At 71.3% G+C, this 20,982-nt stretch carries 17 protein-coding genes; 11 read left to right on the top strand and 6 right to left on the bottom strand.

Annotated elements, in window-relative coordinates:
- The first annotated feature begins 122 nt into the window (after positions 1-122).
- From AB3X52_RS09205 to AB3X52_RS09195, 3 genes are all read left to right on the top strand, one after another.
- Positions 123-1,970 (top strand): DEAD/DEAH box helicase, encoded by a 1,848-nt coding sequence (locus AB3X52_RS09205; RefSeq protein ID WP_367993519.1) that lies wholly within the window; start codon positions 123-125, stop codon positions 1,968-1,970.
- 63 nt (positions 1,971-2,033) lie between these two features.
- Positions 2,034-3,926 (top strand): penicillin-binding transpeptidase domain-containing protein, encoded by a 1,893-nt coding sequence (locus AB3X52_RS09200; RefSeq protein WP_367993517.1) that lies wholly within the window; start codon positions 2,034-2,036, stop codon positions 3,924-3,926.
- 198 nt (positions 3,927-4,124) lie between these two features.
- Entirely contained in the window at positions 4,125-5,585 is a 1,461-nt protein-coding gene (locus tag AB3X52_RS09195) for an NAD-dependent succinate-semialdehyde dehydrogenase (protein WP_367993515.1), read from the top strand.
- Between the two features lie 62 nt (positions 5,586-5,647).
- Here AB3X52_RS09195 and AB3X52_RS09190 read toward each other — a convergent pair whose 3' ends face one another.
- Both AB3X52_RS09190 and AB3X52_RS09185 read right to left on the bottom strand, forming a co-directional pair.
- Complete coding sequence (locus tag AB3X52_RS09190; RefSeq protein ID WP_367993513.1) at positions 5,648-7,192, bottom strand: flotillin family protein; 1,545 nt, start codon at positions 7,190-7,192, stop codon at positions 5,648-5,650.
- Between the two features lie 20 nt (positions 7,193-7,212).
- Positions 7,213-7,737, bottom strand: a complete 525-nt coding sequence (locus AB3X52_RS09185) for an NfeD family protein (RefSeq protein ID WP_367993511.1) — start codon at positions 7,735-7,737, stop codon at positions 7,213-7,215.
- Positions 7,738-7,855: 118 nt separating this feature from the next.
- Between AB3X52_RS09185 and AB3X52_RS09180 the strand changes: the two genes are divergently transcribed.
- Positions 7,856-8,869, top strand: a complete 1,014-nt coding sequence (locus AB3X52_RS09180; protein ID WP_367993509.1) for a DUF2332 domain-containing protein — start codon at positions 7,856-7,858, stop codon at positions 8,867-8,869.
- On the opposite strand, the gene AB3X52_RS09175 is transcribed toward AB3X52_RS09180, so the two are convergent.
- Together AB3X52_RS09175 and AB3X52_RS09170 are read right to left on the bottom strand one after the other, a co-directional pair.
- Complete coding sequence (locus tag AB3X52_RS09175; protein WP_367993507.1) at positions 8,847-9,866, bottom strand: helix-turn-helix transcriptional regulator; 1,020 nt, start codon at positions 9,864-9,866, stop codon at positions 8,847-8,849. The genes AB3X52_RS09180 and AB3X52_RS09175 overlap by 23 nt on opposite strands.
- Before the next feature lie 68 nt (positions 9,867-9,934).
- On the bottom strand, positions 9,935-10,627 hold the full coding sequence (locus AB3X52_RS09170) for a pirin family protein (RefSeq protein WP_367993505.1): 693 nt from the start codon (positions 10,625-10,627) through the stop codon (positions 9,935-9,937).
- Here AB3X52_RS09170 and AB3X52_RS09165 point away from each other — a divergent pair.
- A complete protein-coding gene (locus tag AB3X52_RS09165) occupies positions 10,608-11,954 on the top strand; it encodes a GH1 family beta-glucosidase (RefSeq protein WP_367993504.1) in 1,347 nt (448 codons plus the stop codon). The genes AB3X52_RS09170 and AB3X52_RS09165 overlap by 20 nt on opposite strands.
- Positions 11,955-11,969: 15 nt before the next feature.
- Here AB3X52_RS09165 and AB3X52_RS09160 read toward each other — a convergent pair whose 3' ends face one another.
- Both AB3X52_RS09160 and AB3X52_RS09155 read right to left on the bottom strand, forming a co-directional pair.
- Positions 11,970-12,389: an HIT family protein gene (locus AB3X52_RS09160; RefSeq protein WP_367993502.1), complete on the bottom strand. Its 420-nt coding sequence runs from the start codon at positions 12,387-12,389 to the stop codon at positions 11,970-11,972.
- Between the two features lie 128 nt (positions 12,390-12,517).
- Positions 12,518-13,954 carry a glyceraldehyde-3-phosphate dehydrogenase gene (locus AB3X52_RS09155; RefSeq protein WP_367993500.1) on the bottom strand — a complete coding sequence of 479 codons (1,437 nt, stop codon included), beginning with the start codon at positions 13,952-13,954 and terminating at the stop codon, positions 12,518-12,520.
- Between the two features lie 138 nt (positions 13,955-14,092).
- Between AB3X52_RS09155 and AB3X52_RS09150 the strand changes: the two genes are divergently transcribed.
- The 6 genes from AB3X52_RS09150 to AB3X52_RS09125 form a co-directional block, all read left to right on the top strand.
- Positions 14,093-15,250 carry a CaiB/BaiF CoA transferase family protein gene (locus tag AB3X52_RS09150; protein WP_367993498.1) on the top strand — a complete coding sequence of 386 codons (1,158 nt, stop codon included), beginning with the start codon at positions 14,093-14,095 and terminating at the stop codon, positions 15,248-15,250.
- A 61-nt stretch (positions 15,251-15,311) separates the two neighbouring features.
- Complete coding sequence (locus AB3X52_RS09145; RefSeq protein WP_367993496.1) at positions 15,312-16,850, top strand: flavin-containing monooxygenase; 1,539 nt, start codon at positions 15,312-15,314, stop codon at positions 16,848-16,850.
- 132 nt (positions 16,851-16,982) lie between these two features.
- Complete coding sequence (locus tag AB3X52_RS09140) at positions 16,983-17,984, top strand: AurF N-oxygenase family protein (RefSeq protein WP_367993494.1); 1,002 nt, start codon at positions 16,983-16,985, stop codon at positions 17,982-17,984.
- Between the two features lie 31 nt (positions 17,985-18,015).
- Positions 18,016-18,690 (top strand): TetR/AcrR family transcriptional regulator, encoded by a 675-nt coding sequence (locus AB3X52_RS09135; RefSeq protein ID WP_367993492.1) that lies wholly within the window; start codon positions 18,016-18,018, stop codon positions 18,688-18,690.
- Between the two features lie 67 nt (positions 18,691-18,757).
- Positions 18,758-20,305: an AMP-binding protein gene (locus AB3X52_RS09130; protein ID WP_367993491.1), complete on the top strand. Its 1,548-nt coding sequence runs from the start codon at positions 18,758-18,760 to the stop codon at positions 20,303-20,305.
- Positions 20,302-20,982 (top strand): phosphotriesterase family protein (locus AB3X52_RS09125; protein WP_367993489.1); only part of this gene is annotated, 681 nt, incomplete at its 3' end. The genes AB3X52_RS09130 and AB3X52_RS09125, both read left to right, overlap by 4 nt.

Below are 20,982 nucleotides of genomic sequence, written 5' to 3'. Positions count from 1 at the left end.
GTTGTGAGCGCCGTCACCGTAGGGCGACGAAGGTTGCCGAATGGTTGCGTGCGCGTGCGCGTGACGGGGCCCACCGCAGCGAGGAATCCCGGTGTGATACACCGACCGACTACCGTTGTCGGGTGAGTACCGACGCTTCCCCCGCCACCCCCGACACCGACGAGACGCCCGTGGGGCCGACGTTCGACGACCTGGGCCTGGCCGCCGGCGTACTCGATGCCGTGAAGGAGATGGGCTACGAGAGCCCGTCCGCGATCCAGGCCGCCACGATCCCGCTGCTCCTCGAGGGGCGCGACGTCGTGGGCCTCGCCCAGACCGGCACCGGCAAGACCGCGGCGTTCGCGCTGCCGGTCCTCTCCAACCTCGACGTGCTGCAGAGCGGCAGCCCGCAGGCGCTCGTCCTCGCCCCGACCCGCGAGCTCGCGCTCCAGGTCTGCGAGGCGTTCGAGCGCTACGCGTCCAAGATGCCCGGCGTCAAGGTCCTCCCGGTGTACGGCGGCCAGGGCTACGGGCCCCAGCTGACCGCGCTGCGCCGCGGGGTGCACGTCGTCGTCGGCACGCCGGGCCGGATCATGGACCACCTCGAGAAGGGCACGCTCGACCTCTCCCAGCTCCGCTTCCTCGTGCTCGACGAGGCCGACGAGATGCTCAACATGGGCTTCGCGGAGGACGTCGAGACGATCCTCGCGGAGACCCCGGAGGAGAAGCAGGTCGCGCTCTTCTCGGCGACGATGCCGGCGCAGATCCGCCGGCTGTCGAAGAGGTACCTCCGCGACCCGGAGGAGATCCAGGTCAAGGGCAAGACCCAGACCGCGGCCAACATCACCCAGCGCTACCTGATGGTGTCCTACCCGCAGAAGGTGGACGCCCTCACCCGCATCCTCGAGGTCGAGAACTTCGAGGGCATGATCGTCTTCGTCCGCACGAAGAACGAGACCGAGACGCTCGCCGAGAAGCTCCGCGCACGCGGATTCTCCGCCGCCGCGATCAACGGCGACGTCCCGCAGAACGTCCGCGAGCGGACCGTCAACCAGCTCAAGGACGCCAGCCTCGACATCCTGGTCGCGACCGACGTCGCGGCCCGCGGTCTCGACGTCGAGCGGATCAGCCACGTCGTCAACTACGACCTGCCCACCGACGTCGAGGCCTACGTCCACCGCATCGGCCGCACCGGCCGCGCCGGTCGCAGCGGCGACGCCATCTCCTTCGTGACGCCGCGCGAGCGCTACCTGCTGCGCGCCATCGAGAAGCACACCCGCAGCACGCCCGCGCAGATGCAGCTGCCGAGCGTCGACGAGGTCAACGCGACCCGTCTCTCCCGCTTCGACGACGGCATCACGGCCGCTCTCTCCGAGACCGAGCGGGTCGGCTTCTTCCGCGATGTCGTGAAGCACTACGTCGAGGAGTACGACGTCCCCGAGGTCGACGTCGCCGCCGCGCTCGCCGTCGTGCTGCAGGGTGACGAGCCGCTGCTGCTCGAGCCCGAGCCGGAGCGGCCCGTGCGCGAGGAGCGTCCCCGCCGCGACCGCGGCGAGCGGGACCGCGGCCCGCGCGAGTCGGGGCGGTCGCGACAGACGGGGCAGCCGCTGGCGACGTACAAGATCTCGGTCGGCAAGCGTCACCGCGTCGAGCCGCGCCAGATCGTCGGCGCCATCGCCAACGAGGGCGGCCTGCGCCGGGCCGACTTCGGCAACATCACCATCCGGCCGGACTTCTCGCTCGTGGAGCTTCCCGCCGATCTCGCCCCCGAGACGTGGAAGTCGCTCGAGACCACGCGCATCTCCGGCAAGCTCATCGAGCTGCGGCTCGACGAGGGCGGGCCCGGGCGTCGGTCGGGCGGCCCGCGGAGGGAGTACGGCGACCGCCGTGACGACCGCCGTGACGACCGCCGCGGCGACCGTCGTGAGCGGGAGGACCACGGGAGCGACGAGCGCGCGCGCAAGCCGCGTCACAAGGGCCCGCGCTCCTGAGTGTCGGCCGGCCGTGGGGTCGTCGCCCGACGGCTGTCGGCGTGGGCTGGTAGAACCGTCCCCATGCGTCTTCGCCCTCTCGGAAGCCTCACGCTGGCCGCGCTCCTGCCGTTCGCGGCGCTGACCGCCTGCGGCGGGGACGACGATCCGAAGCCGGAGGTCACGGCGCTCACCGACGCGTTCGCCTCCGGTGACTTCGGTGACGTCGACTTCGCCGGTTCGACGACGCCCGGCCAGGTCGGGACCGACTACGAGCGCCTCACGAAGGGGCTCGTCGACGGGCTCGGCGGCGCCAAGCCGACGGTCACCGCCAGCGCGCCCAGCGTGACGGGCACGAGCGCCGAGTCGACGCTGACCTGGACGTGGCCGGTCCCGGCGAAGGCGTGGCGCTACACCTCGCTCGTCGAGCTGCGCAAGAAGGACGGCCGGTGGCGGGTCGTCTGGGCGCCGTCGGCGGTCTCCCCGGAGTTGAAGGACGACGACGGCCGGCTCGACGCGGTGAGCCTCGCGGCGACGCGGGCCGACATCGTCGGCACGAACGGCGCCCATCTCGTCAGCCAGCGGCCGGTGGTCAGCTACGGCATCGACAAGACCCAGGTCCCCGCCGCCCGCGCCGGACAGTCGGCGAAGGCGCTCGCGGCGCTGCTCGACATCGACGCGGCGTCCTACGCGAAGCGGGTGAAGGCGTCGGGCCCCAAGGCGTTCGTCGAGGCGATCACCTACCGCCGCGGCGAGGCGCCGGCGGCGGCCGCGAGGATCGGCGGGATCAAGGGTGCGGTGGCGATCCAGACGTCGCGCTCGCTGGGGCTGACGAAGGAGTTCGCCGCGCCGATCCTCGGCACCGTCGGCGACGTCACCGCGGAGATGGTGAAGGAGCACCCCGACCGCTACCACGCCGGCGACGTCGCCGGGCTGAGCGGACTCGAGGCGAGGTATGACGAGCAGCTGCGCGGCGTCCCGGGCACCCGGGTCGACCTCGTCGGGGCCGACGGCAAGGTCAGCAAGGAGCTCTTCCAGGCCGACCCGCAGGACGGCAAGCCGTTGCGGGTGACGCTGGACGACCGGCTGCAGAAGCTCGCCGAGAGCCTGCTCGCCGGGGTCGAGCCGGCCAGCGCCCTCGTCGCGATCCGGCCCAGCACCGGCGCGATCCTCGCCGCCGCCAACGGCCCCGGCAACAACGGGGTCAACCTCGCCACCTATGGCCAGGCGCCGCCGGGGTCGACCTTCAAGACCATCGACACGCTCGCGCTCCTGCGCCAGGGGCTGACACCCACCTCGAGGGTCGACTGCCCGCCGACGATCACTGTTGACGGCAAGAGGTTCGGCAACGACTCGTGGTACCCCGCCTCCGCCACCGGCTCGGTGCCGCTCAAGACCGCGATCGCGCAGTCGTGCAACACCGCGATGATCGGACAGCGGTCCCGGATCAGCCACGACGACGTGGTCGCGGCGGCCGCGTCGCTGGGTTTCGGTGTCGACCACGACACCGGCTTCTCGTCGTACTTCGGACAGATCCCGGCGCCCGCCTCGGACACGGAGGAGGCTGCGGACCTGATCGGTCAGGGCAAGGTGCTGGCCTCCCCGATGGTGATGGCCACGGTCATGGCGTCGATCGCGGCCGGGAAGACGGTCGTCCCGACCTTGGTCCCGGGCCAGGGTGACACGAAGGTCCCCGACGGCACCAAGCCGTTGACGGCGTCCGAGACCGAGCATCTCCGCGCCATCTTCCGAACCGTCGTCACCGAGGGCACGGGCCGCGGCCTGCTCGACGTCCCCGGCAAGCCCGTGCTGGCCAAGACGGGTACGGCGGAGTTCGACCGGGACGGCAAGCGACTGACCCACACCTGGATGATCGCGGCCCAGGGTGACCTCGCCGTCGCGGTCTACGTGGACGAGGGGGAGACCGGCTCGAGCACGGCCGGCCCGATCGTCGAGGGCTTCCTTCGCGGGAGGTAGTCCCCAGCACAGGGAGCGTGGTCCCTCGCCCCTGGAGGGGGGTTCCAGGAGCGAGGGCAGACGCCCGCTGCATGGGGTCAGCAGGCCCCTGGTCAGCGTCAGGAGTGCTCCCTCCACGCAGACGGCTCATCCTGCCTCACCGATCGCCGTGATGTCGACGGAACGCCGATGTTTTCCCGTCCGTGGTTGGCTGGTCCCATGAGTGCTCTGGACATGCTGGCCCCCGAGCAGCGGGGTCTCTTCATTGGTGGCAGCTGGCGGGAGGCCGAGGGCGGCGACGAGTTCGCCGTCTACGACCCCGCCGACGGGTCGGTCCTCACCCGGGTGGCCGACGGCAGCGTCGGCGACGCCGTCGAGGCCCTCGACGCCGCGGTGGCGGCGCAGCACGACTGGGCGCGGACGCCGCCACGGCAGCGTGCCGAGATCCTGCGGAGCGCGTTCGAGCTGATCAGCGCTCGGGCCGACGACTTCGCCGCGCTGATGAGCCTCGAGATGGGCAAGACGGTCGCCGAGGCGAAGGGCGAGGTCAGCTACGGCAACGAGTTCTTCCGCTGGTTCTCGGAGGAGGCCGTGCGGATCCACGGACGGTGGATGAACAACCCGATGGGCGGGAGCCGGCTCCTCACCCTCAAGAAGCCGGTCGGGCCGTGCTTCTTCGTGACGCCGTGGAACTTCCCGCTCGCCATGGGCACGCGCAAGATCGGGCCCGCGATCGCGGCCGGCTGCACGATGGTGGTCAAGCCGGCCCACCAGACGCCGTTGACCATGCTCGCCCTGGCGGCCGTCCTCGCCGAGGCCGGACTGCCCGCCGGCGTGCTCAACGTCGTGCCGTCCACGCGCGCCAAGGAGATGTCGCAGGCCCTGCAGGCCGACGACCGGCTGCGGAAGGTCAGCTTCACCGGGTCGACCGCCGTGGGCCGCACGCTGGTCAAGCAGTCGGCCGACCAGCTGCAGCGGGTCAGCATGGAGCTGGGTGGCAACGCTCCGTTCCTCGTCTTCGAGGACGCCGACGTCGACGCGGCGGTCGAGGGCGCGATGATCGCGAAGATGCGCAACATGGGCGAGGCGTGCACGGCGGCCAATCGCTTCCTCGTCCACGAGACGGTCGCGGAGGAGTTCGGCGCCAAGCTCGCCGACAAGATGGCCGCGCTCCGGGTCGGGCGCGGTCAGGACGACGGTGTCGACGTCGGCCCCCTCATCGACGAGAAGGCCGTCGAGTCGGTCGGCCAGCTGGTCACCGACGCCGTGCACGACGGGGCGAAGGTGCTCACCGGCGGTGGGGCCCCCGAGAGCACGGGCTACTTCTACACCCCGACGGTCCTCCTGGGCGTCCACCCCGACTCGACGATCAACGCCGAGGAGATCTTCGGTCCGGTCGCGCCGATCACGACCTTCACCACCGAGGAGGAGGCGGTCGACCGCGCCAACGCGACCGAGTACGGCTTGGCTTCCTACGTCTACACCCGCGATCTGGACCGCACCATCCGGCTGGCCGAGTCGCTGGAGTACGGCATGGTCGGGGTCAACACCGGCCTGCTCTCCAACCCGGCCGCGCCGTTCGGTGGCGTGAAGGCCAGCGGCTTCGGCCGTGAGGGCGGCTTCGAGGGGATCGAGGAATACCTCGAGACCACCTACGTCGCCATCCCCACCAGCAGCTGACGTCATCAGCGAACGCGCCCGGCGACGATCGATCGTCGCCGGGCGCGTTCGCAGCGGGGCGGTCAGGCGCCGTCGGCCTCGGCGGCGTGGCTGCCGGCCACGGCGGGCGGGATCGCGTCGCTGCCGACGCCCATCCCGTCGGCCGCCTTCTGCACGGTGCGGTGGATGAGCGACTCCAGGTCGAGACCGGTGGTGGTCTTGAGCATGGTGAGCGTCTGGGCGACGTTGTCGGTGACCTGCTTGGGCAGGGCGCCGGCGCCGTCGGTGGAGAGGACCGTGAGCCGGTCGATCGCGGCGATCGGTGCGGCGACCTCCTTGGCGATGTGGGGCAGGACCTCGATGAGCATCTGCAGCACGGCGGCGTCGTTGTAGGACGCGAACGCCGTGGCGCGCTTGTTCATCGCCTCGGCCTCCGCCTCGCCCATGGCCAGGGTCGCGGCCGCGCTCGCCTCACCCTCGGCCCGGGTGGCCTCCGCGCCGGCCAGACGGAGCGACTTCTGCGCGTCACCGCGCTTCGCGCCCTCGATGGCCTCGGCCTCGGCGAGCGCCGCACGCCGCGCCTTCTCGGCCTCACCGCTGAGCCGGGCCTGCTCCGCATCCGCCTCGGCGGCAGCGATCGTGGCGGCCTTGCGCGCCTCGGCGGCGGCGATGTCGGCGTTGCGCCGCGCCTCCGCCTCCTGCTCGACGCGGTAGCGCTCCGCGTCGGCCGGCTTGCGAACCTCGGTCTCGAGCTTGCGCTCGGTCAGCGCCGCCTGGCGTACGGCGACCTTCTCCTGCTCGGTCAGGATGACCTGCTGCCGATCGGCGTCGGCGAGCGGGCCGGCCGCCGCGGCGTTCGCGGCCGCCGCGTCGGTCTCGGCCTTGATCTCGGCCTGCTTGAGGGCGAGCGCCCGCTGCGCGATGGCGATCTCCTCCTCGGCCTTGATCCGGGCCTGCTCGGCCGCCTGTCGGGATGCGGCCTCGGCGATGGAGGCGGCCTGCTGGATGCGGGCGGCCTCGGGGCGGCCGAGGTCGGCGAGGTAGGTGCCGTCGTCGGTGACGTCCTGGATCTGGAAGGTGTCGAGGATCAGGCCCTGGCCGGTGAGGGAGTTCTCCGACTCGTCGGCGACGCGCTGCGCGAAGGCGGCCCGGTCACGGATGATCTGCTCGACGGTGAGGCCGCCGACGATCGAGCGGAGGGCGCCGGCGAGCACCTCCTGGGTGAACGGCTCGATGTCCTGCTGCTGCGACAGGAAGCGCTGGGCGGCCAGCCGGATCTGGTCGGCGTTGCCGCCCACCTTGACGATCGCGACGCCCTCGAGGTTGAGCTTGATGCCCTGGCCCGACACCGCCCCGCGGATCTGCACGGAGATCCGGCGGCTGGAGAGGTCCATCGTGGCGAGCTTCTGGACGAACGGGATCACGAAGACACCGCCGCCCAGGACGACCTTCTGGCCCGACAGGTCGGTCGTCAGCGCCCCGGTCTCGGGGTTGAGGACCGCCTTGCCTTTGCGGCCGGTCACGATGAACGCCTGGTTGGGGCCGGCCACCTTGTAGCGGCTGGTGACCAGCAGGACGATGAGGATCAGCAGGACGACGAGGCCGACGATCGGCCCGAGAAGGGACATGGCGTTCTCCTAGTGGCGGGTCAGGGCAGCTCGCGCCAGACCGGCGCGACGGTGACGGCGGTGGGTGACAGGACGCCGGTCACGTGGACCGGGGTGCCGGGCTCGACCGGCTGCTCGGCGCGGGCGTTGTACTGCGTCGTGTGACCGCCGAGGACGACCCGCACGATGCCGAAGCCCTCGGCGGGGATCGCCGTGACGACGGTGGCGTCGAGGCCGACCGCGTCGCGGGGCGAGGGCGCTTCGTCGCTGCGACCGGTGCGCAGCAGCCGGGTCAGCCACATCGCGAACCAGCCGAACGCGAGACCGGCGACGAGGCCCACGCCGACGGCCAGGGGCCGGGGCCCCGCCGCGCCCTCGACGATGGCGCCGCCGAACCCGAAGGCCGAGACGAACCCCCCGATCGCGGCGCTCGAGAACCAGTCGCCGGTGAGCCACTCGAGGCTGTGGAAGAGCCCGTCGACGACACCGTCGAGGAGGTCCCCGACGACGAGGGAGACCAGCAGCAGGGCCAGGCCGATCACGCCGATGACCAGGAAAGCCGTCACGTCACGCTCCAGTTGTCACGCCCGGTCTGGGGTGCCGGGTCCCCGCATCGTGCCACCCACGGGCGCCGGCCAAACCCCGATTCCGCAGAACAGGCGCCGCGCGCGGCATGATCGCGTCATGGAGCTCTACGGCGCGGTCGCCGACGACTACCTCGACTTCGCGTCGTACGCCGACGGCGACTCGCCGACGTTCGCCGACTGGGCCCGTGGGGTGGCGGCCGACCCGCAGGTCGTCGCCTGGATCGCCGGGCTCCCGCCGATCAAGCAGCAGCCGAACCTCGTCTTCGCGGCCGCCCGCTGGCACGGCGTCCCCGCGCCCGGACCGTATGCCGCCCTCCGCGAGGCGCTGCTCCGCGACGACGGGCGGCTCCGCGCCACCATCCTCGCGCGCTCGACGCAGACGAACGAGGTCGGCCGGCTCGCCACACTCGTGCCTGCGTTCGGCCTGCTGGAGGGCCCGCTGGCGCTCCTCGAGGTCGGTGCCTCGGCGGGACTCACCCTCTACCCCGACCGCTGGGGCTACGCCTGGCTCACCGCAGACGGCCCGGTGACGCTGGGCAGTGAGTCACCGCGGCTCAGCTGCGAGGTTCAGGGACCGGCGCCGCTCCCGATCCGGCTGCCCGAGGTCGCCTGGCGCGGCGGGATCGACCTGAACCCGCTCGACGTCACCGACGACGATGCGATGGCGTGGCTGACGACCCTCGTCTGGCCCGAGCACGACGACCGCCGCGCACGGCTGCAGCAGGCGATCGAGGTGGCGCGCACCGACCCGCCGACCATCGCGCGCGGTGACCTGCTCGAGCGGCTGCCCGACCTCGTGGAGCAGGCGGCGTCGTACGCCCCGGATGCGACGTTGGTCGTCTTCCACAGTGCCGTCATCGCCTACCTCGAGGACGCCGACCGGCGCCGGTTCGCCCGGACGATGGCCGGGCTGGTGGAGTCCGGTCGGTGCCACTGGGTCAGCAACGAGGGGCCGCGAGTGCTGCCCGAGGTGACCGGGACGACCGCCGTCCCGCCGGGGCGGTTCGTGCTCGGCCTCGACGGGCGCCCGCTGGCCGTGACCCACGGTCACGGCCGCAGCATGGTCTGGGTGGAGCCGGTGGCGGACGTCAGCTCGCGCGCGGCGCGATGAGTCCCGCGAGTCCGGCGCGCGAGGCGATGCCGAGCTTGCGGTAGACCCGGGAGAGGTGCCACTCGACGCCCTTGACGGTGACGAGGAGCTTCTCGGCGATCTGACGGTTGGTGAGGCCGCCGGCGGCGAGGCGGGCGACGCGGCGCTCCGCCGGGGTGAGCAGCGCGAGCGTCTCGTCCTCGAGCGGGCGGGCCGACTCGCCGGCGACCTCGAGCAGCCGCGTGACCCGGGTGTGGAGCGGCCAGAGGCCCTCGCGGCCGGCGTACATCTCGGCGGCGCGGAGCAGGGTGACCGCCTCGGCCAGGTCGCGCTGGCCGGGAGCGAGCAGCAGGTGGGCGGCGAGATCGGCATCGATCTGGGCACGCAGCCGGTCGTCGCCGGTCGTGTTCGCGACGAGCCGCGCGCGGCGGAGGACGTCGACCGGGTGGGCAGCGGGCTCGGTGATCGCGAGCGTCCGTAGTCCCACCGCGTGGGCGTGCGGGTCTGCGCTGGCCGACGTGCGGTCGACCTGTTCGCGGGCCAGGTCGGCGCCGTCCGCACGCCGGCCGGTGCGCACCATCGCGAGGGCGGCGCCGGTGCGCCAGGGCCGGAAGGTGTCGTCCCCGCCCGCGTCACCCGCGGCGAGGAAGTGGCGCAGCGCCTCGGCGTGGTCGCCGGCGGCCTCACACAGCTGCCCGAGCCCGAGATGCGCTGCCGTGCGCGTCTGAGGGCCGGCGCCGTCCTCCGCCAGCGGAGTCAGCGTCTCGGCGGCGGCCTGCGCCGCGCTCAGGTCACCGAGCGCGAGCCGCGCCTCGACCAGCATCGCGGCGCCCAGGGCGCGTCCGGCGTACGCCGTATCGCCGGCCGGGCCGTCGTGGGGCTCGTCAACGCCTCCATCGAGGAGGGCGGTGAGCTGGCCCGCGGCGGTGCGGATCTCTCCGGCGCGCAGCGAGGTCCAGGCAGCGAGCAGTGGGCCGTCGTTCCCGAGCGCGACCGTGGGTGAGGCGAGGGTCGGCATGCCTACACGGTAAGAAACGGAGTCGGTCGTCCGGGGCGTTTTCGTCGAAGACCCCCCGAGTGGACCAGTCAGGCGAACGTCCAGAGCAGCAGCTGGGTCGGGACGCCCGCCGCCACGGTGACCGGCGCGGTCTCCTCGGTGATCTCGAAGGCGTCGCCCGCGGCCAGCGGCTCGGCCAGCGAGCTGCGCGCCAGCGCGCCCGAGGCGACGAAGAGGTGACGCAGTCGCCCGTCGGGGAGGGTGACCTGGTCGCCCGCCGCCAGGTCGGCGACCCAGAGCACCGCGTCGGTGCGCGGGCGGAGCACCTGGGTGAACGCGCCGGCGTCGAGGTCGGCCCGACGAACGTCGTACGCCGGCGGGCGGCTCTCGCCGGTCTCCTCGGCAAGCCAGACCTGGATGAACCGGGTCTGCGGCTCGGCGGCGTGCTCGGCGTGCTCGACGCCGCTGCCGGCGCAGAGGTGGCCCACCTCGCCGGGGCGCAGCACCGTGGTGGCGCCGGTCGAGTCGCGGTGCTCGACGGCGCCGGAGACGACCCACGAGACGATCTCGAGCCGCTCGTGGTGGTGGGTGTCGAAGCCCTGTCCGGCGGCGAGCAGGTGCTCGTCGTGGCAGACCATCGGTCCGAACCCGGTCCGGTCCGGGTCGTAGTGGCTCCCGAACGAGAAGGAGTGCCACGTGATGCGACCGACACTACGGTCGGCGAATCGTTTGGTTCCCCGACGGATCTCCACACTCACGTCCATGATTGTGCCTGTGGTCATCCCTCAGCTTCCTCCCGGCTTCCAGTTCGGGACGTCCGCCTCGGCCTACCTCGTCGAGGGCGCGACCGCCGAGGACGGCCGCGGCTCGTGCATCTGGGACGTCTTCAGCCGGCGCGAGGGGGTGATCCACGACGGCAGCAACGCCGACCGGGCCGCCGACCACTACCACCGGGTCGACGAGGACGTCGCGCTGCTCCAGCGCCTGGGCGCCGGGGTCTATCGGTTCTCGGTGTCCTGGCCGCGCATCCAGCCCCACGGTCGGGGGACCGTGAACGCTCGCGGGCTCGACTTCTACGACCGGCTCGTGGACCGCCTGCTCGAGGCCGGCATCTCACCGGCGGCGACGCTCTACTCCGGCGACCTGCCGCAGACGCTCGAGGACGACGGCGGCTGGCTCAACCGCGCCACCGTCGAGGCGTTCGCGGAGTACGCCGCGATCGTGGCCGACCGGCTCGCCGACCGGGTCACCCAGTGGGTGCCGGTGCAGGATCCGAACGTCGCCGCCTTCCTCGGCTACGGCGTGGGGGAGTGGGCCCCCGGCCGGCAGCTGGGGTTCGCCGCCATCCCGGCCATCCACCACCTGCTGGTCGCCCACGGCCGGGGAGCGATCGCGCTGCGGGAGGCCGGCGCGACCGATGTCGGGTGCGCGACCCACCACAGCCCGATCTGGCCGATGTCGGACGACCCGGCCGACGTGGGTGCGGCGAAGCTGGTCGACACGGCCTGGAACGCCGTCCCGCTCGAGGCGATGCTGCTCGGCCGCTATCCCACCGACCTCGCCGCGCTCTTCGACGAGGTCGTCGAGCCGGGCGACCTGGCGACGATCCGGCAGCCGCTGGACTTCTACGGGATCAACTTCTTCGCTCCCCAGCGCGTCGGGGCCGCCGAGGAGGGGGCCGAGATCCCGATCCGGGTCGTGCCGCTCCTCGGCCACCCCGCGACGGACGTCGGCTGGGCGGTCGTCCCGGCGGCGCTGCGCGAGTGGCTCGTCATCACCCGGGCGCGCTACCGCGCCGCCCTGCCGCCGTTCGTCGTGACGCAGTGCGGGGCGGCCTACGACATCCCGCTCGTCGAGGGCGTCGTCGACGACCAGATCCGCATCGACTTCCTCACCGCTCACCTCGAAGCCGTCTCGGCCGCGATCAAGCGGGGAGTCGACGTGCGCGGCTTCTACGCCTACACGCTGCTCGACGGCTGGGACTGGGACGAGGGCTACACCTCGAAGTACGGCCTCGTCCATGTCGATCTGGAGACCTTCGTGCGGACGCCGAAGCGGTCGTTCCAGTGGTACGCCGACGTGATCGCCGCCCAGGGCCAGCAGGTCTGACCGGGGGGCGCCGGGTCAGTCGCTCGCGAGTCGGGCGCCGGTCGCCGCGATCGCGTCGGCGTCGCCCGGCGTCGGCACCCACGGCAGCGTGAGGCCGTCGCGGCCGGCGTACCGCGGGATGACGTGGAGATGGAAGTGGAACACCGTCTGCCAGGCGGCCTCTCCGCAGCTGTTGATCAGGTTGACGCCGTCCGCGTCGAGCGTCGCCATGATCCGCTGTGCCAGCCGCTGACCGGTCTGAGCGACCGCGGCGAGATCCTCGGCGGGGATCTCGAGGAGGTTCTTCGCGTGGGCCTTGGGGACGACGAGCAGGTGCCCGTCGCTCGCCGGCGCGATATCCATGAACGCGAAGGTCTTGTCGTCCTCATAGACCTTGGTGCTCGGGATCGTGCCCGCCACGATCCCGCAGAAGGGGCAGTCGCTCTCGGTGCTCATGGCCCGAGGCTATCGGCCGCCCAGCGAACGGGCGACGAGCGCCTGAGGTGACGCGAGCACGCGACGAAATGACGGCAGCCGGACCGGTCGAGGAAGTCGACCGGCCCGGCGGGCGCTCAGGACGCGGCTCAGACCGCCGGCAGCGCCGGGACCTCGGTGCCGGAGACGGACTGCACCACTCGGATGACCTGGGTGGAGTAGCCGAACTCGTTGTCGTACCAGAGGTAGAGGATCGCGTTGTCGCCGTTCACGATCGCGGCGTTGCCGTCGACGATGACCGCCGAGCGCGAGCCGATGAAGTCGGTCGAGACGGCGTCCTTGGCGGTGGTGAAGTCGATGGCCCGCTTGAGGGGACCACGCAGCGACACCTCGCGGAGGTATGCCAGGACCTCTTCCTTGGTCGTCTCCCGCTTGAGCCGCAGGTTGAGGACCGCGATGGAGACGTCCGGGGTGGGGACGCGGATGGCGTTGCCGGAGATGAAGGCCTCGAGGTCGGGCAGCGCCTTCTTGATCGCGGACGCCGCGCCCGTCTCGGTGATCACCATGTTGAGCGTCGCGGCTCGGCCGCGACGGTCGGCCTTGTGGTAGTTGTCCGCGAGGTTCTGGTCGTTGGTGAAGGAGTGCACCGTCTCGACGTGGCCCGAGACGATGCCGAACTCGTCCTCCATCGCCTTGACCGGGGGAACGATCGCGTTGGTGGTGCACGACGCGCACGACAGCACACGCTCGGCGGGATCGACCGAGTCCTGGTTGACGCCGTGGACGATGTTGGGCACGTCGCCCTTGCCGGGGGCGGTCAGGACGACCTTGTCGATCCCGGGGCGCAGGTGCTGCGACAGGCCGGCGCGGTCGCGCCACTTGCCGGTGTTGTCGATGAGGATCGCGTGGTCGATGCCGTAGGTCCGGTAGTCGATCTCGTCGGGGCTGTTGGCGTAGATGAACTGGATCTCGTTGCCGTTGGCGGTGATCGTGTTGGCCGCCTCGTCGACCACGATCGAGCCCTGGAAGGCGCCGTGGATCGAGTCGCGGCGCAGCAGCGAGGCGCGCTTGGTGACGTCGTTGTCGCCGCCCTTGCGGACGACCACGGCGCGCAGCCGGAGACCGGAGTTGGACTCCGCCTTCTCGATGAGCAGACGGGCGACGAGGCGGCCGATGCGGCCGAAGCCGTAGAGCACGACGTCGCGCGGGCCGGCCGGCTCGATCTTGTTGTCACCGAGGACCGGGGCGAGCTGCTCGGCGACGTACTCCTCGAGGGAGAGGTCGCGGTCGTCGGCGTTGAAGCCGACCAGGAGCATGCCGATGTCGACCCGGCTCGGGCCGGGGTCGGCGGCGACGACGGCCTTGAGCACCGGCAGCGTGTCGGCGACGGAGAGCTCCTCGCCCTCGACCTGGCGGGCAGCGCGGTGGGCCTTGAGGATCGAGACGGTCGACTTGTTGACCAGCGTCTTGGAGTGGACGGTGATCGTGACCCCCTTGTCGCGGTGGAGGCGCCCGATGATCGGGATCATCGCCTCCGCGTCCCTCTCGCGAGCCTGCCAGCGGTCGAACGAGTCGTTCTGGGTCACAGTTGTAGGTCCTTCTCAGAGTCGACGGCGCGACGATGCTAAGCCGCACGGCTCCCCGGCTCACCTTGAACGTTCCAGCACCTGTGACCCATCCCACGTCAGCGACGACCGTGACAGCGGCCCTGTCATGATCGGCCCATGACGGTTGAGCTGGGACAGGGGACGGGTCCGCTGCGCGGGATCAAGGTCATCGAGCTGGCGGGCATCGGCCCCGGCCCGCATGCGTGCACCATCCTGGCGGACCTCGGCGCCGACATCATCCGGATCGAGCGGCCGGGTGGCCAGATGCTGGGCGGCGGCAGTCACGACCTGCTCACGCGTGGCCGTCCCTCGGTGGCGCTCGACCTCAAGCAGCCGGCCGCAGTGGAGACCGTCCTCCGGCTGGCGGAGGACGCCGACGTCTTCGTCGAGGGGATGCGCCCGGGCGTGACCGAGCGACTCGGCCTGGGGCCCGACGTGCTGCTGGCGCGCAACCCGCGGCTCGTCTACGGTCGCATGACCGGCTGGGGCCAGGACGGCCCGCTCGCCCACGCCGCCGGGCACGACCTGACCTACATCGCGACGACCGGCGTCCTCCACGGCCTCGGCCAGGACCCCGCTCGGCCGCATTTCCCGATCAATCTGGTCGGTGACTTCGGCGGTGGCTCCACCTACCTCGTCATCGGGATCCTGTCCGCACTGCTCGAGGCGCGGACGAGCGGGCAGGGCCAGGTGGTCGACGCCGCCATCGTCGACGGCACTGCCCATCTTGCGGTGATGCTCTCCGGCATGGCCGCCGCGGGCCTCCATCACGAGCGTCGCGGCACCAACCTGCTGGACGGGGGCGTGCCGTTCTACGACGTCTACGAGACCAAGGACGGCCGCCACGTCGCGATCGGGGCACTCGAGCCGCAGTTCTTCGCCGAGCTCGTCACGCTCCTCGGCGTGGAGGACCGCTGCCCGGGCCAGGCCGAGATGGGTCGGTACGACGAGATGCGAGCCCTCTTCACCGAGGTGATCGCGACCCGGACGATGGCGGAATGGGCCGAGCTGGCGGAGGGCACCGACGCCTGCCTGGCGCCCGTCCTGACGCCGACCGAGGCGCGCAGCCACCCGCACCTCGTCGCGCGCGAGGCCACGGTCGAGGTCGACGGAGTCCCGCAGCCGACGCCGGCGCCCCGCTTCAGCCGCACCCGCCCGACGCTGACCACCCCGCCCGCGGCGAAGGCGGGGCAGCAGACGCGGGAGGCGCTGCTGGCGTGGGGTGTCGACGACGTCGACGTACTCCTCGAGAACGGCGCCGCCGTCCAGGCCTGAGCAACGACGATCTCGTGGGACAAGGTTCCCGGATATCCCTACCCGCGGGTAGGTTGTGCCCATGAGCACTGAGCACGTCGACGGTCACGTGGATGTCCTGATCATCGGAGCCGGCCTGTCCGGCATCGGCGCGGCGGCGCAGCTGCGCGCGCACCTGCCCGGCAAGAGCGTGGCGGTGCTCGAGAGCCGTGAGGCCAGCGGCGGCACGTGGGACCTCTTCCGCTATCCCGGGATCCGCTCCGACTCCGACATGTTCACCTTCGGCTACAAGTGGCGCCCGTGGCCCAGCGACCGGTCGCTGGCTGAGGGCCACATGATCCTCGACTACCTCCGCACGGTGGCGAAGGAGTACGCCGTCGACGAGCTCATCCGCTACCAGCACAAGGTCACCGCGGCCGCCTGGGACAGCGCGAGCAAGACCTGGTCGGTCACCGCGGAGACGCCCGAGGGGGAGACGACGCTGACCGCCGGATTCCTGTGGAACTGCTCGGGCTACTACGACTACGACCAGGGCCACCAGCCGGAGTTCCCGGGGCTCGCCGACTACGAGGGCACGTTCGTCCACCCGCAGCACTGGCCCGAGGATCTCGACTACGCCGGCAAGAAGGTCGTCGTGATCGGCTCCGGCGCCACCGCGGTGACGCTCGTGCCGGCGATGGCGCTCGGTGACGACGGCACGACGGTCGAGCACATCACGATGTTGCAGCGCACGCCGACCTACATCCTGAGCCGGCCGGCCCGCGACCCGCTGGCCCGCGCGCTCGCCGGGACCCTCGGCCGGCTGCCCGGCATCGTGCCGTTCAAGGGCGCCCGCACGAAGGCCGGCTTCGACGCGGTCCGCTGGGCCAACATCATGACCCTCGTCGGGTCCTACCAGCTCTCCCGGCGAGCGCCCGCGGCGATCAAGAAGCTGGTCCGCGACAACAACCTCAAGCAGCTGACCGCGCGTCCGGGCGGGAAGGGCTTCACGCCCGAGGAGGCGGCGGCGATCGTCGACGAGCACTTCACGCCGCCGTACGCCCCCTGGGACCAGCGTCTGTGCGTCGTCCCCGACGGCGACTTCTTCAGGGCCATGCGCGAGGGCAGGGCCGGCGTCGTCACCGACCGGATCAAGACCTTCACCGCGAAGGGCATCGAGCTCGAGTCGGGCGAGACGCTCGAGGCCGACATCGTCGTCAGCGCGACCGGCCTGTCGATCAAGCTCTTCGGAGGGATCGACTTCTCCGTCGACGGCGTGCCGACGCCGCTCAACGAGACGATGTCCTACAAGGCGCTCATGTTGTCCGGCATCCCGAACTTCGCCTACACCATCGGCTACACCAACGCGTCGTGGACGCTCAAGGCCGACCTCGTCAGCGACTGGGTGGTCCGGCTGCTGGCGCACATGGACGAGAAGGGGTACGCCGAGGTCGTGGTCAACCGCGACCCGACCGTCGGCGAGCGGCCGTTCATGGACCTCGCCTCCGGCTACATCCAGCGAGCCCTCGACCGGATGCCGAAGCAGGGCGACCGGGCGCCGTGGCGGCTGAAGCAGAACTATCTGACCGACCTGCGGGTGCTCGCCGGCGATCTCGTGGACGAGGCGGTCAGCTTCCGCTGATCGGGGGCGCCGCCGCCTGCGCCGAGACGTTGTGGACTTGCGGGGATCTTCGTCCCACGAACTCTTGTAAGTGGGACATTGGTCCCGTTAATGTCGAGTTCAACGACCTGTCAACGACGAGAGGTGGCCGACATGGTGGCGATGAAGGCCGAGCGGCACGAGGGCGCGCACGTCCCCCAAGGGCGCCAGGGCTACCGCGAGACGCTGCGGACGCTCTCCGACGCTTCGGTGGAGCAGCACTTCGACGCATTCAAGGACATCGCCTGGGACAGTCCGGAGTTCGCGGTCATCGCCGATGACGATCGCTGGATCCTGAGCGACGCCGACCCCATCGGCGGCCATGAGTGGTACCGATCGCTGCCGCGCGAGAAGCAGATCGCGGTGGGGATGTATCGCATGGCCCAGGTCTGCAAGACCGGCGTCCACTTCGAGCAGCTGCTCATCAGCGGCCTGATGTTCTATCTCCTCGACGCGGAGAACGGGAACCCGGAGTTCCGCTACGCCACGCACGAGGCGACCGAGGAGACCCACCACAACCAGATGTTCCAGGAGCTGGTCAACCGGGTCTGCCCGGAGACGACGGGTGCTCCGAAGTGGCTCACCACGACGATCCCGCTGATCGCCGTGATCTCGCGGTTCTTCCCCGAGCTGTTCTTCCTGGTCATCCTCGCCGGCGAGGAGCCCATCGACCACCTGCAGAAGGACATCCTCCGCCACACCCGGTCCGGCCACCCGCTGATGGAACGGATCATGCAGATCCACGTGGCCGAGGAGGCGCGCCACATCGGCTTCGCCCACACCTACCTCACCGAGCACGTTCCACACCTCGATGTCGTCCGCAAGACGGTGCTGGCGCTCTCGTTCCCGGTCATCCTGCGCCTCGGTTGCGACGCGATCATCAAGCCGTCACGCCCGGCCCAGCGCGACATGGGCATCCCGCCCGAGATCGCGAAGGAGCTGTGGTGGGACTCCCCGGCGTCCCGCAAGTCGCTGCGCGACCTCTTCTCCGACGTCCGGATGCTGGCCGACGACCTCGGCCTGCGCGGCCGGATCCCGCGGCTGGTCTGGAAGGCGATGGGCATCGACGGCCGCCCGGCGCGCTTCCGATCCGAGCCGACGAACGCCGCCGCCTGACTCCTGGGGGCGGAGCGTTAGGCTCCGCCTCATGGACGGGCGCGCGGTTCGCTGGCAGCAGCACAACGACGAGCGGCGTCGCCGCATCGTCGAGGCTGCCATCGTGCTCATCGAGGAGGAGGGCCCCCAGGTCAGCCTCCAGGCGATCGGTGAGCGCGCGGGCCTGAGTCGCTCGGTCGTCTACCGCCACTTCGCCGACCGGCGCGAGCTCGACGTCGCCGTCCAGACCCACATCCTCGAGGGGCTGTGGAGCCGGCTGCTGCCGAGCGTGGAGCTGCGCGGGACGGTGCGCGAGACGATCGAGGGCGCAATCTGCGTCTACGTCGGCTGGGCGGTCGCCCATCCCCGTCTCCACCAGCTCGCCGACTACGACACCGCCACCGACGGCCAAGGACCGCTCCAGGAGGGGATCGACATGATCGCCGCGCGGATCGGGGAGGTCGTCCTGGGTGCCTTCGAGCTGGCCGGCGCGGAGGTGTCGGAGGCGGACAGGGCGGCCGCCGACCCGCTCATCTACGGCCTGGTCGGGATGATCTTCGGGACCGTGCGCCGCTGGGTCCACCTCGGCGAGCAGATCCCTGACGCCGACCATCTCGTCGGGCTGCTGACCGACTCGGTCGTCGTGCTCATCCAAAGCCGTGCCCGTTCCTACGGCCTCGAGCTCGATCCCGACGTGCCGGTCGAGCAGCTCGTCGCGGTGGGCTGACCGACACGAGGTCGGCTGCTACGTTCGCTCCACGGTGACACAGGTCACACGAACGAGGAGGCGGACGATGGTCAACGTGACGTCGCTGGTGTGGCGACATGCCGACAGCGCCCCGCACCGGGTGGCGGTCATGTCGCCCACCCAGAGGCTCGGCTACGGAGCGCTGCGGGAGGTCAACGCGTACGTCGCCGCCGCCGTGCGCGCCGCCGGCCTCGTGCCCCTCGACCGGGTCGTGCTCGTCGCGCCGAGCATCCCGGAGTTCCCGGCGGTCTACTACGGGCTCCACGCCGCGGGCGTCACCGTCGTCACGATGAACACGATGTCGACGCCGCACGAGATCGGCTACGTGCTCGACGACGCCGAGGTCTCGCTGGTGATCGCCTGGCAGGGGTGTGCGGAGGCGGCCGAGGTCGCGGCGCGCGAGCGCGAGATCGCGTGCTGGCGGATCCTCCCGGGCGGTCGGCTGGCGGGAGCGCCGGACACGGCGTCGTACGACTCGCTCGTGGTGCACGACCACGCCCCGGACGACACCGCCGTCATCCTCTACACCTCGGGCACCACGGGGCGCCCGAAGGGCGCGGAGCTCACCGCGGCCAACCTCGTGGCGACCTGCGATTCGTTCGTGCCGGTGCTCGACATCACCACCGACGACCGGTTCGGCACGGGCCTGCCGCTCTTCCACGTCTTCGGGCAGTGCGTCTGCATGAACACCACGCTGGTCAACGGCGCGAGCTTCGGGATCATCTCGCCGTTCGACCCGGCGGCGATGATCGAGATGATCACCCGCGAGCGGCTGACCACCGTCTCGGGGGTCCCGACGATGTGGAACGCCATGCTCCACGTACCGGGCTACGGCCCCGACGACTTCCGTGCGCTGCGGTTGGCGTCCTCGGGCGGTGCGTCGATGCCGGTCGAGGTCATGCGGGCCTTCCAAGAGCGGTTCGACTGCGCGATCCTCGAGGGCTACGGACTCACCGAGACCTGTGGCGCCACCAGCTTCAACGACCTGCACCGACCGGCGAAGCCCGGCACCGTCGGGCCCGCGCTGCCCGGGACGTCGATCGAGATCCGTGACCCGGATGGCGCGCCGGCGCCGGTGGGACAGGTCGGCGAGGTGTTCCTCAAGGGGCCGACGGTGATGAAGGGCTACTGGAACCGCCCCGACGCGACCGCGGCGGACCTGAGGGACGGCTGGCTGCGCACCGGCGACCTCGGCGCCCTCGATGAGGACGGCTACCTCAGCATCGTCGACCGGGTGAAGGACCTCGTCATCCGCGGCGGCTACAACGTCTACCCGCGTGAGGTCGAGGAGGTGCTCTATGCACACCCCGACGTCGTGGAGGCCGCCGTGGTCGGCGTCCCGGACGCTCACTACGGCGAGGAGGTCGCCGCCGTCGTCGTGCTCACGCCGGGCTCCACGGCCACCGCGGAGAGCCTCCGGGCGTGGGCCAAGGAGCGTCTCTCGGCCTACAAGGTGCCGCGGCTCTACCAGTTCGTCGACGCGCTCCCGAAGGGGTCCACCGGGAAGATCCTCAAGCGCGCGATCGACCGGGGCACTCTGACGCGCGAGCCCACCGAGCAGCCCGCGACCACCACCTCCAGGAGCGTGCGATGACCACCGTGCCGACCGCCAACGGAACGATCGACTCCGGCGAGCTGGGTCGCGTGCTCGTCCACGAGCACGTGTTCGTCCTGGGGGAGGAGTACCGCCAGAACTACCAGGACTGGGACGAGGAGGCGATGGTCGCGAAGGCCGTCACCGACCTCGCCGAGCTCAAGAGCCTCGGGATCGACACGATCTGGGACCCGACCGTGCTCGGTCTGGGGCGCTACATCCCGCGGATCCAGCGGATCGCCCAGGAGCTCGAGCGCCGCGGGGTCGAGCTCCACATCGTGGTCGCGACCGGCCTCTACACCTACAACGAGATCCCGTTCCAGTTCCACTACAGCGGTCCGGGGCTGCTCTTCGACGTACCCGAGCCGCTCACCGAGTTGTTCGTGAAGGACCTCACGGAGGGGATCGCCGACACCGGCGTACGCGCGGCGTTCCTCAAGTGCGCCATCGAGACGCAGGGTCTCACCCCCGGCGTCGAACGGGTCATGCGGGCGGTCGGGCAGGCGCACGTGCGGACCGGTGCGCCGATCACCGTCCACACCAGTCCGCACAACGAGGGCGGGCTGATCGCCCAGCAGGTGCTGCGGGAGGAGGGCGTCGACCTGACGAAGGTGGTCATCGGCCACTCCGGTGACACCACCGACCTCGCCTACCTCACCAAGCTGGCCGACGCCGGC

The organism is Nocardioides eburneus, assembly GCF_040838215.1.
GTDB classification, from domain to species: domain Bacteria; phylum Actinomycetota; class Actinomycetes; order Propionibacteriales; family Nocardioidaceae; genus Nocardioides; species Nocardioides eburneus.
Note: the sequence above shows the minus strand (reverse complement) of the source record. Positions and strands in the feature narration are given on the sequence as shown.

Bases quoted from the DNA above. Each gene is read 5' to 3' on its own strand.
- AB3X52_RS09200 (WP_367993517.1), top strand. From the start codon at position 2,034: ATGCGTCTTCGCCCTCTCGGAAGCCTCACGCTGGCCGCGCTCCTGCCG.
- AB3X52_RS09195 (WP_367993515.1), top strand. From the start codon at position 4,125: ATGAGTGCTCTGGACATGCTGGCCCCCGAGCAGCGGGGTCTCTTCATT.
- AB3X52_RS09190 (WP_367993513.1), bottom strand. From the start codon at position 7,192: ATGTCCCTTCTCGGGCCGATCGTCGGCCTCGTCGTCCTGCTGATCCTC.
- AB3X52_RS09180 (WP_367993509.1), top strand. From the start codon at position 7,856: ATGGAGCTCTACGGCGCGGTCGCCGACGACTACCTCGACTTCGCGTCG.
- AB3X52_RS09175 (WP_367993507.1), bottom strand. From the start codon at position 9,866: ATGCCGACCCTCGCCTCACCCACGGTCGCGCTCGGGAACGACGGCCCA.
- AB3X52_RS09165 (WP_367993504.1), top strand. From the start codon at position 10,608: ATGATTGTGCCTGTGGTCATCCCTCAGCTTCCTCCCGGCTTCCAGTTC.
- AB3X52_RS09170 (WP_367993505.1), bottom strand. From the start codon at position 10,627: ATGACCACAGGCACAATCATGGACGTGAGTGTGGAGATCCGTCGGGGA.
- AB3X52_RS09160 (WP_367993502.1), bottom strand. From the start codon at position 12,389: ATGAGCACCGAGAGCGACTGCCCCTTCTGCGGGATCGTGGCGGGCACG.
- AB3X52_RS09150 (WP_367993498.1), top strand. From the start codon at position 14,093: ATGACGGTTGAGCTGGGACAGGGGACGGGTCCGCTGCGCGGGATCAAG.
- AB3X52_RS09145 (WP_367993496.1), top strand. From the start codon at position 15,312: ATGAGCACTGAGCACGTCGACGGTCACGTGGATGTCCTGATCATCGGA.
- AB3X52_RS09140 (WP_367993494.1), top strand. From the start codon at position 16,983: ATGGTGGCGATGAAGGCCGAGCGGCACGAGGGCGCGCACGTCCCCCAA.
- AB3X52_RS09135 (WP_367993492.1), top strand. From the start codon at position 18,016: ATGGACGGGCGCGCGGTTCGCTGGCAGCAGCACAACGACGAGCGGCGT.
- AB3X52_RS09130 (WP_367993491.1), top strand. From the start codon at position 18,758: ATGGTCAACGTGACGTCGCTGGTGTGGCGACATGCCGACAGCGCCCCG.